Source organism: Pseudoalteromonas sp. RB2-MNA-CIBAN-0110 (assembly GCF_040309305.1).
In the GTDB taxonomy this organism is placed as follows: Bacteria; Pseudomonadota; Gammaproteobacteria; order Enterobacterales; family Alteromonadaceae; genus Pseudoalteromonas; species Pseudoalteromonas arctica.
In genome coordinates this window covers 1-9,966 of sequence record NZ_JBEOOQ010000065.1, presented here as the reverse complement: position 1 = coordinate 9,966, position 9,966 = coordinate 1, and the positions used below count along the sequence as shown (strand labels likewise).

Sequence of the window (9,966 nt, the reverse complement as noted above, 5' to 3'; positions counted from 1 at the left end):
TTTTTCACCCAAATTTGTATGCTTATTAGCATAACATTTCTTTCTTAATGGGTGGCCAAAATCACTGTACCACTACACTTGTATGTAAAAGTCAGACCGAGTAATGCGATGACAGCTGAAGATAAAGCAATGAATGCGGATATTATCGAAATCATGTTTCCCTCGTTGAAAAAACCTTGCATTGATAATCCTAGAAAAGCATAACGAAACTGTAGAATAACTCCACCAGCCAAATTCAATTAAAAAACGAGTTCCTGTAATCAACTCTAAGCGTTTTTAAAGCATTAGGTAATGCATTTAAAACCCATAAAACAGTCTACTTTTCTCAAAAAAGAGAAATTCTACAGCCTCAATGCCTTGCCAAACATTATTTTCCGTTTAAGCCACATGTTATGTTTCATAAAAATCCCCACCAGAGTGGTAATCTTTAATTTGTTTATCTACATCAGCAACTTTATCATCAAATTGTACTGATAAACTTTTATAACCTGCTTCTTCACGTTCAATTGATATACTCAGATCGGGGACGACGAATATAACATCATCCATATCTTCATTTGGCACAGCATTTACGACCATAAAGCCTAAGTGTTTGACTTTAGTTACTTTAATGTCCTTATTCTCAAATACTGAGGGAATGACAGATTTCTTAGGAGCACTAACTATTTTGGTGCTTTCTCCATGCCCATTTTGTGTTGTAACTCTATAAAACCTTGCTTTAGTAGCCATACTTCTCTCAATAATTAGGTACCCACTAACTGTGGGTAAAACTGAAACATAACGAGGCTGTAGAATAACTCTAACAGCCAAATTCAATTAAAAGACGAGTTCCTGTAATTAACTCTAAGCGTTTTTAAAGCATTAGGTAATTGCATTTGGACCCCATAAAACTGGCTGTTCTTCTTAAAAAAGAGTGATTCTAAAGTTTTGACGCCTCAAACACCTGCGCGGTGAAGTTGGCGTCTTGTGTGCGTGTTTTTCACAAAAGGTGAAAGCTTTACCACGGCAGCGTGATTTGACTTGTTAGATGATTTTTCAGAATACATCCAATTTGCCCATAATTCTGAAGCTTAAATTCTTTTCTCTTTTTTCTAGTTCTTCAGTGTCCCATTTACCACATTTTATAACATCTTGAGTTATTAAGAATGGTGTAACCACATTATCTTTATCTTGATATGCTTCCACTTTTTTAACGTAGGAATAATTGTGTGCTTGAATATTTTTCCTCATCGACAGCAGTGTTAAATTGGCTAATGAATTAGTCCACTCTTCACGTTCTTCGGAACTAAATATATTTTTCCAGCCAGCTTCATCATCTGGATTTTGAGGTAAAATATGCTCCAAATGTAATTTACTACCAATAGAAATATAGCTTTGCTTACTATCATCACTAGAGAAATATTCAACTAGCAATAAAATAGCCCTATCCCATTTCCTTCCATACACCCAGCTACCTTCTAACTCTTCTTTGAATGTTTTAGTAGTTGAGTATTTCTTTAAGCTATCCTGCATTTCTGTTGATATATCAGATATTGGTGCGCCAGATTTAATAAGTTTTAAAATATTGAAACTGGTTTGTTTTATTCTTGCAACGGTGGCTCCCGCAATCCAGTTTTGATAGTAGTATGCGACTAATAGCTTCTTTAACTCTTCAATTTCTGGGTAATTTGTATATAAAGCCGTAGACATAATACTTACCCAATATATTCGGTGCCTTAAATACTTAAGGCAATATAGGTATTTGTTTTCTTCATTTAGAATTTTCACATAAGAAACTGAAAAATCACCTATTTCTTTAATTATTTCTAAAGCACTTTTACCTTCTTTGTCGAAAACACCTATTAGTTCTTTATCTAAACGGCTTTTAGGGTTTGTTGATAGTTTGTAATATAAATATGTGTTTAGCATGCTATCCAAGTCAAAGTTAGAAAACTTTAGATTTGAATTGATAGATTCCCATTTTACTTTAAAAGCGTTTCGATCTTCTTTGCCATCTAACTTTTGCATCAAAGTTGATTTCAATATATCAATAGAGCTAAGAGGCATTCCCCTGTCATTTAGCACATTAAATATCTTAATTGCACTATCTTGAGAAGGGCATGTTATAACTGTCAACACTACGTTCTCAAAAAACCAAATAACAAAATCATCTACATTAATATCATTCTCGGTAAATTTTTCTTCCAAGAACCCCTTGATGTAGTGTGCATTTTGAAGGTATTTATTATTTGGTAAATCTTTTTCAATGTTCCTTGTTGGCTTAAAATCAATACCCTTTAAAACAGTTTCCTCAAAGTCAATTTGATACTGTTCATTTGTTAAGAACTTTAGCTTTCTTTTTGAGTCTTCATATTTATCTTGAATTGAAGAGTTTATAAAGTCTTTTGCTTTTGGACCTAACTCTGTCAAATACACATCCCTAAATACACATGATATTATTGTGAATGTAGTTGTTCTTTGTTGACCATCAATAATATCAAACCTAGAATCTGATTCGTTATTCACTAAAACCAAAGAACCACAGAAATATGTTTCTTTTTTGTTATCAAGATAAGCTGACACTAAATCATCTATCAAGTCCGATAAATTATCCTTATCCCAAGAGTAGGGTCTTTGATAATCTGGAATTTGATAGAACTTCTCATCATCAACGAGTATCTTTTTAAGATTTTCAATTTCAGCTTCTATTTTCATTTATTCCTCGATATTTGATGGTGCGACTCATCTAACAATTTATTGAACTCCACTTTGGTGGGTCATAACACCCAAAACGACTTTTAATAATGTTATGGGTCAAAATTTACAAAACTGTATTTATACACAGCCATTAATTAAATTTATTTTTATTCAACCTAACCTTTAGCTAAACGATTTATAAAATTACCATTCATTTTTAAATCTTGTATCGTTCTCACAAGGTTTTCCATCACCGTCGCCATCCATTTTTGTATTCGGGCAATTATTAATAAAATATACCGCCTCTTCGCGTGAGCGCATTTCAGTACAATATTGCCTGCCATCACACGTAAAGTTTTGTGTGGTTTTAGGAATAACGAGTTTTGGGTATTTTTCATCAAAGGTGGCTAAATCATCATTGGTGGCTAAATCATTGGTGATAATAGGTGTTTGGCTGCTTGAGTGAGAGTTGTATTTAGTAAACGCATATAAACAAAGCACAGTAAGACCAATTGAGGCAACTTTACCTAAAAAGCTACTGGCAAAATTAGATTTTGAGATACGGTACGGCTGGTTATTGTGTTTTTGGTAAGGTGCTTTAAGCTCTGCAACGCCTTCTATACGACAGTTAACTGCTTTGGTTTTACCGTCGGGCTGTGTTGCAACTTCAAAGTAAATGGTGTCGCCGACTTTTGGCTTGCGGCTCATGTGTTTGAGCGCTGATATGTGTATAAATGTGTCGTGTTCTAGGGTGTCTGATTTAATAAAACCAAAACCTTTATCTGTTTTCCACGACTTTAACAATCCTTTGTTCATGTATTCACCTGCTCTGCTTAAGCTGCGTTTTACGCAAATTCCATTTAGTTAACACTTGTTATTATACGTTCCTAAATTAAAACCATGCAACTAAATATTCATATTGCGTTAATTTCACGCTTTACCTACTAAACAAAATTATTAAACTAAGTTATTAAATTTAGCTAAAAATAAGCGTGCTAAAAACAACTAAACCTCAACCTGTTTTATTTATAATTTGCGGCCAAATGTCCTTTAATTAACATCAACCATTACGCACTCACCCACCAGCTTAACAGCTTGTTTACACGCGGTTTTGTCATTAGTTATTTCTATCTGAATTAACCGTTTTTAGTACGATTTTTCATTCGTTATTTACTTAATTTATCTATACAATCCACACCTTATTTTTACGCACGTATTTTAAGTGATTATCTCATGCTATTAACGATTGTTTATATTATTGGTATTACAGCAGAAGCCATGACTGGCGCACTTAGCGCAGGACGAATGAAAATGGATTGGTTTGGCGTAGTGCTAGTAGCCAGCGCCACGGCAATTGGCGGTGGTAGCGTACGAGATATATTACTAGGCAATTACCCGCTTACGTGGGTACAACACCCAGAGTATTTATTAATTACCTGTATTGCCGGTATTGTCACTACGTGGCTGGCTAAATGGGTGGTTAAATTTAAAGGCATATTTATGCGCCTAGACGCCCTTGGTTTAGCTGCCTTTAGCATTATTGGCTGCCAAGTGGGGCTAAATATGGGGCTGCATTACGGTATTTGTGTAGTGGCTGCCGTTGTTACTGGCGTATTTGGTGGATTACTGCGAGATTTAATATGTCGCCAAGCACCGTTGGTACTGCATAACGAGTTGTATGCAAGCGTATCGTTAATTGTAGCGTGCTTATACTTAGCACTGCACCATTACAATATAGACGACAACATAAGTATTATTGTAAGCCTTGTTGCAGGGTACTTAATACGTATGGCATCAATACGCTTTAAATGGCGCTTACCTACCTTTAGTTTATTAGAGCAGCACGCTAAATAAAAATAAGCTTTAATACAAAATAAGGCAGGTAATATACCTGCCTTAGTTAATATAACTATTAGCGTATTAATTTAATGCCCGCTTACATCACTTAACGCGGTTTTTAACCCGCTGTTATTATGCTTAAGTACGCTAAAACTGCCATCGGTTTCTAGCACTACGGCGGCTACATCTTCTATGGCTAGTATATCAGCGCCACGAATAGCGGCGCGAATTTCTGATTTTGTTACCCGCTGCGATTTAAGTGCAGCCGTGCAGTATTCACCATCACTCAGTAAAAGCGTGGGTTCTGCTTTTATAAGCGCTGCAAATTTTGACGAGCGCACACTAAGCCACGTAATAACATATTGCAGCCCTATTAATACTACAAAGGCGAGTATGCCCTCAGCTAACGGAACACTTTTTGAAATAATAACAGACGCTAATATAGAGCCCAGCGCAATGGTGACTATAAAGTCGAACACGTTCCACTTTGAAAGCGTACGTTTACCCGATACGCGCAGCCAAAACACCAGTGCAATATAACCCAGTACGCCTATTGTAAGTACACGTAATAACCCCTGAATATCATCGTAAAACATAGTGGCTCCTTTTTTGTAAGTGCTCGTTATTTACTTACACTTTTTAATCTAATTAATTGCTTAATACCTAAAAACGTACCAAGTGGAATAAATAAAATCCACAGGTAGGCATAAAATTTTGAAATATTTAAAAAAATGGCTGAGCTGTTAATGTTTTTATTTAAGCTACTATTTAGCACGTACGTATTTATAAAAAGCCCAATTAAAGCAGGAATAATTTGTATAAGTGATACAACAATGGCTGATGAAATATGTCCCGCGATTAACTTAGGATCGCCACCAGCAAATACTGTATACGCATTATAAAACCCACTAAAAAAGCTCGTGAGTGCGAGTAATAAAAAAGCCTGTAATATTAGACTTAGTAAAGGTAAAAGTGTTTTCAAAAAAACGTCCTAGTTTTTGTTAATAATATGCACAGAGATATTTATCAGCCCATTAGTTTTAATTATACGCTTTGCAAATACTGTGCTAGTAATTTAAAGGCAATTATAACGCGTTGAATTACCTAGAATGGTTTTAATTTAAGTGGCGGTTGATTATGATGGAACACGTAATACTTACACCCTTTTTATAATTTTCAGTAAGGATCACCATGTCTAACTATAACGAATCTCCAGAACAAGTTGAACAGGCCACTCAGGGCTTTGTTATGCAACAAACTATGTTACGTATTAAAGATCCAAAGCCGTCGCTTGAATTTTACCAAAATGTATTAGGTATGAAGCTGTTAGGTAAGTATGATTTTCCTGGTATGAAGTTTACGCTTTACTTTTTAGGCTACGAGCAAGAATTGCCACAAGGTGATGATAAAACTAAAGCAGAATGGGTGTTTCGTCGCCCTGCGCTAATTGAGTTAACCCATAACTGGGGCACCGAAACCGACGACAGCTTTGAGGGGTACCACAGTGGTAACCAAGAACCTAAAGGATTTGGGCATATTGGTATTAGCGTACCGGATGTTTACGAAGCCTGTGAGCGCTTTGCAAAGTACGATGTTGAGTTTGTTAAAAAACCAGATGATGGCTCAATGAAAGGCTTAGCATTTATTAAAGACCCTGACGGCTACTGGATTGAAATACTATCTGCTGAAGGTATTACTGAAATTATTCTTTCTCAGTAATAATAAGCTGCTATAAAAAGAGCTTAGTTGTAATCTCCACCAGCAACTAATTACCAATTTAGAACCACTGGTTTTGTTACCTTGCTTTTAAGTGAGGTAACCCATTTAAAACGTTTTAGGTAATTAGTTACCCGCCCCGCTGTATTTTAAGCATAAAAGGAGATTTAAATGCTCATTGGCATCATAGAAGATCATCAATTAGTAAGAGACAGCTTTAAAAAGCTTTTAGAGTTACAACCAGATTGGAAAGTAATTATTGAAGCCTGCAGCGTGACAGAAGCTAAGCTGGCTGTAGAGCTTGAACAACCTGATATATTTATTGTTGATATATCGCTTAACGGCACTGAAACCGGCCTTTCTTTTTTGTCGTACCTTGAAGAGTTTTTCCCGCATATTAAAAGTATTGTTGCCTCCATGCACGACCACGAACCTTATGTAAGCAATGCTTTGCGATTAGGCGTTTTGGGTTATGTGTCTAAGCGTTCTGCCTCTGATGAGCTAATAGATGCAGTTAAAGCGGTCGCTTTAGGTAAAAGGTACATTAGTGAAGACGTAAATTTTTCGATGAGTAGCGAAAATTTAGCATTAACTGTACTTACTAACAGAGAGCTTGAAGCCTTTCCGTTATTTTCTAAGGGGTTAAACGCTAAACAAGTTGCGCAAATACTCGAAATAATGCCTAAAACAGCGCATGTACACAAAGCAAACATATACAGCAAACTTAATGTTACTACCTCGTTTGAACTGCTAAAAATTGCAATTGATGCAGGAGTAATACCGTTAGATGAACTTACCTAACGTTTCTTCTTTATCTAATGTTAGTTTTACTACCGCATACAAAGAGGTAGCTAAACAGTTATTGGTGGGGCTAATTTACTTTATTGCTTCACTCGCCGCTTTTTGGGTTAGCCAAAACCTTGAAACCGTACCCGAGAGCAGCGCTATATTTATTCCCGCAGGCGTAAAAATTGCGTTTTACTTACTCACTCCAACACGCTATTGGCTCACCTTATGGGTTGTATCGCGCGCTTTAGCTGCACAGCTTGGTTTAACATACAGTGGGGTTTGGGAGTTTGATTTATTTCATGGCTTTTGGCAGGAGCTTTGCTTTATAGCGCTTGTTTATGTGTTTAAAAATAGCCGCTGGCCGCCAAGCATTAACGACAGCCTAGGTATACTTTCGTTAATACTGCTTTGTGTTGCGAGTACATCTATAAAGTGGTTTTTGTTTGCCAGTGCATTTGAATTTACAAATGTATTGGTTGCTAAAGAGCTACTGCAGTATCAGTTAAACATGTGCTTAGGTGATATAACTGGCTCGCTGTTAATTGCCCCTTTTATTATGTTAATTTACGATTCTAAATACAGCTTTAACAAAATCAGGCTCACTAAATTATTTGGCCTAGTAGCCACTTTAGTGTGTTTTATATTAATTGTATTTTTTGTCTATGCGGTTCGCCCAGACACCTACCCGCTATTAAGACTTGCATCGTTATTACCTATAATTTGGTTTTCGTATAAGTATGGCTCGTTAGGGGCTGTAAGCAGTGCAGCGCTAATTAACGCATTAATAATAATTGAAGCAAGCATTACGCATGAGCCTAGCAATACCTACATTAGCCAGTTATTTATTTTAGCAAACGCAATTACCAGTATGGTTTTAGGCGCTGCAATTACTGAGCTTAAACGTAAAAACAACGAGTTAAAGCAAACCAATAAAGAGCTTAAGGAGCAGCTAACTCAAAACACGGCGCTGGCTGCCAAAATGGTGTCGGTGCAAGAAAACGAGCGAAAGCACCTTTCGCAAGAGTTGCATGACGAATTAGGGCAAAACCTAACGGCATTAAAAACAGATTTAGCTATTTTGTCGCACCTTAGTAACGAAGATACCCAATCGTTTGTGACTACATTAAAAAACAATGCTAATTCGATGTATGACTCTGTTTATCAATTAATGCATTATCTTCGCCCGCGTGAGCTAGATGAACTCGGTTTAGAAAAGGCAATAACACAAGGGCGACTAAAAAGCTTACTGCACAAGGAAAATATTAAGTATCAGCCACAATTTAAGTTAGATAATAGCCTTTCAAAAGATCACGAAATAGCTATTTACCGAATTTGCCAAGAAGCAGTAACCAATTGTATGAAGCACAGCAATGCCAGCAAACTGGTTATAAATATAATAAACAGCGACGAATTTATTGAGTTAACAATTAGCGATAACGGGACTTTAGTAACCCCAACAGATAACTCAGGTCACTACGGTTTGGCGTTTATAGAGGAGCGCACTACGGCGTTAGGCGGGACTTTTAAGGTGTTTAAACAAAATGGCTTTACCATTAAAGTAAAGCTGCCTTTGAGTTTTGATGGCGCAATTAATTAGCAAACATGAACTTGTTTGGTATAAAATTTTTGCCTTAATTGGCCTTCGTCAAGGTGGTCGGGATTAACTTGGATCTCGGCTTGATTACCTAATAGCTGTAATAGCATGCCTTTTGATATTAAATAATTGCCTAAACTTGATTTTACAATGACTTCTTTGCCTATTGCTTCTTGTAAGCGTGGCGTAGGTAGGCTCGGATGGCTAATTGGTTTTAAGCCCTCAGCTGAGGTAAATAAGTTTATGCAATGCTCTTTAGCTGCAACAATACTTTCGTTTTTACTTTTAATTACATCAACATTATTTAAAAAATGAATTAGTGCTTGGTTAGCCCGATCAAACTCTGCTGATACGTCATCTATATTGCGGGCGGTTGCCCATTTTCGCACAACTATATATTCGTTTTTTTTAACACGAATTAAGCTTATTGAAGCTCCGGTCATTCTGCTATTCCACTCAATGCGGTAGCAATCAGTTCCTAAGCTGTGAAGCAACACGCTCATGCTTCCAAAATCCTTTGTACTTTCATCAATCAAGCTCATTTTCGATCCCTCACTTGCAAGTTACAAGGAGTGTATAAACGATTACTTAAGTAATAAATCATCCATATTCTTAATCACTCTAGGAAAATGGCTTATATAAATTTTGGATTTAGTGGCTTTTAAGTTAATAACTAATATTACAAACAAAAAAGCGAGTGGTTTAGCTAACTGCTAATAATTAATTTGTAAGTGATTTATAGCTTATTTATAAGCCCAGGCATCGGTTATTGTTACTTGGCAATTGTTATAACTAGCCGCTTGTTTTTGCGCAATACCTCTTACTCTAAAGTTTGTTGAGTCATTAGGAAGTATAATTAGGTCTTCGTCGGTTATTGATAGCGTATCGACTAGCGTGTTTTGATCTGTTAAAAAATCGACCTTAAACTTTATATTTTTAAAGGTGAAGTCCGACTCGTTTTTTACCTGCCCTATGCATGCAACATACAATGCATCGTTTTCATTTTTAGTATGAATTTGGCTAACATTAGCGATTAAGTTTTTTTGTGCTTGATCTTCAAGCCCTGCTACATAAATATTTTGATAAAAAATAAACCCAAAAATACCAACAATACTAAGTACTAATGCACCAATAATAATGGGGTTGTTTTCTAAGTTAGAGTATTTGGCTTGAAGTGAGGTGCATTGTGGGCATTTTTTAGCCCGTGAATCTATGGCGCTAAAGCACATAATACATTCTTTAGTGTGTTGCACCTTTTCCACTACAATAAGCATCCTTGTATGGATAATAAACCCATAAATTAATTAATATTAATACCAGGTTCGGGTAATGTGAGACCCAGGCTTTAGCAG

General features: G+C 36.2%; 11 protein-coding genes. 4 read left to right on the top strand and 7 right to left on the bottom strand.

Annotation, left to right across the window (positions count from 1 at the left end):
• Positions 1-390 precede the first annotated feature (390 nt).
• From AAEY68_RS20210 to AAEY68_RS20200, 3 genes are all read right to left on the bottom strand, one after another.
• Complete coding sequence (locus AAEY68_RS20210) at positions 391-729, bottom strand: hypothetical protein (protein ID WP_139016252.1); 339 nt, start codon at positions 727-729, stop codon at positions 391-393.
• A gap of 306 nt (positions 730-1,035) precedes the next feature.
• On the bottom strand, positions 1,036-2,694 hold the full coding sequence (locus AAEY68_RS20205) for a DUF262 domain-containing protein (protein ID WP_024593604.1): 1,659 nt from the start codon (positions 2,692-2,694) through the stop codon (positions 1,036-1,038).
• A gap of 186 nt (positions 2,695-2,880) precedes the next feature.
• Positions 2,881-3,492 (bottom strand): cold shock domain-containing protein, encoded by a 612-nt coding sequence (locus tag AAEY68_RS20200; protein ID WP_024593603.1) that lies wholly within the window; start codon positions 3,490-3,492, stop codon positions 2,881-2,883.
• 417 nt (positions 3,493-3,909) lie between these two features.
• Here AAEY68_RS20200 and AAEY68_RS20195 point away from each other — a divergent pair, with 417 nt between their 5' ends.
• Entirely contained in the window at positions 3,910-4,530 is a 621-nt protein-coding gene (locus AAEY68_RS20195) for a trimeric intracellular cation channel family protein (RefSeq protein ID WP_342879830.1), read from the top strand.
• 71 nt (positions 4,531-4,601) lie between these two features.
• On the opposite strand, the gene AAEY68_RS20190 is transcribed toward AAEY68_RS20195, so the two are convergent.
• Both AAEY68_RS20190 and AAEY68_RS20185 read right to left on the bottom strand, forming a co-directional pair.
• The gene (locus tag AAEY68_RS20190) at positions 4,602-5,111 is read right to left on the bottom strand and encodes a DUF421 domain-containing protein (protein ID WP_350586754.1); all 510 of its coding nucleotides are present in this window, start codon (positions 5,109-5,111) and stop codon (positions 4,602-4,604) included.
• A 26-nt stretch (positions 5,112-5,137) separates the two neighbouring features.
• Positions 5,138-5,497 carry a hypothetical protein gene (locus AAEY68_RS20185; RefSeq protein WP_024593601.1) on the bottom strand — a complete coding sequence of 120 codons (360 nt, stop codon included), beginning with the start codon at positions 5,495-5,497 and terminating at the stop codon, positions 5,138-5,140.
• Between the two features lie 209 nt (positions 5,498-5,706).
• Here AAEY68_RS20185 and gloA point away from each other — a divergent pair, with 209 nt between their 5' ends.
• From gloA to AAEY68_RS20170, 3 genes are all read left to right on the top strand, one after another.
• Positions 5,707-6,234 (top strand): lactoylglutathione lyase, encoded by a 528-nt coding sequence (gloA, locus tag AAEY68_RS20180; RefSeq protein ID WP_024593600.1) that lies wholly within the window; start codon positions 5,707-5,709, stop codon positions 6,232-6,234.
• A 168-nt stretch (positions 6,235-6,402) separates the two neighbouring features.
• On the top strand, positions 6,403-7,032 hold the full coding sequence (locus AAEY68_RS20175) for a response regulator transcription factor (protein WP_024593599.1): 630 nt from the start codon (positions 6,403-6,405) through the stop codon (positions 7,030-7,032).
• The gene (locus tag AAEY68_RS20170; protein WP_024593598.1) at positions 7,019-8,617 is read left to right on the top strand and encodes an MASE1 domain-containing protein; all 1,599 of its coding nucleotides are present in this window, start codon (positions 7,019-7,021) and stop codon (positions 8,615-8,617) included. The genes AAEY68_RS20175 and AAEY68_RS20170 overlap by 14 nt, the downstream gene beginning before the upstream one ends.
• Here AAEY68_RS20170 and AAEY68_RS20165 read toward each other — a convergent pair.
• On the bottom strand, positions 8,614-9,156 hold the full coding sequence (locus AAEY68_RS20165; RefSeq protein WP_024593597.1) for a hypothetical protein: 543 nt from the start codon (positions 9,154-9,156) through the stop codon (positions 8,614-8,616). The two genes, AAEY68_RS20170 and AAEY68_RS20165, sit on opposite strands and share 4 nt — an antisense overlap.
• A 201-nt stretch (positions 9,157-9,357) precedes the next feature.
• Positions 9,358-9,876, bottom strand: a complete 519-nt coding sequence (locus tag AAEY68_RS20160) for a hypothetical protein (RefSeq protein WP_024593596.1) — start codon at positions 9,874-9,876, stop codon at positions 9,358-9,360.
• Positions 9,877-9,966: the final 90 nt, after the last annotated feature.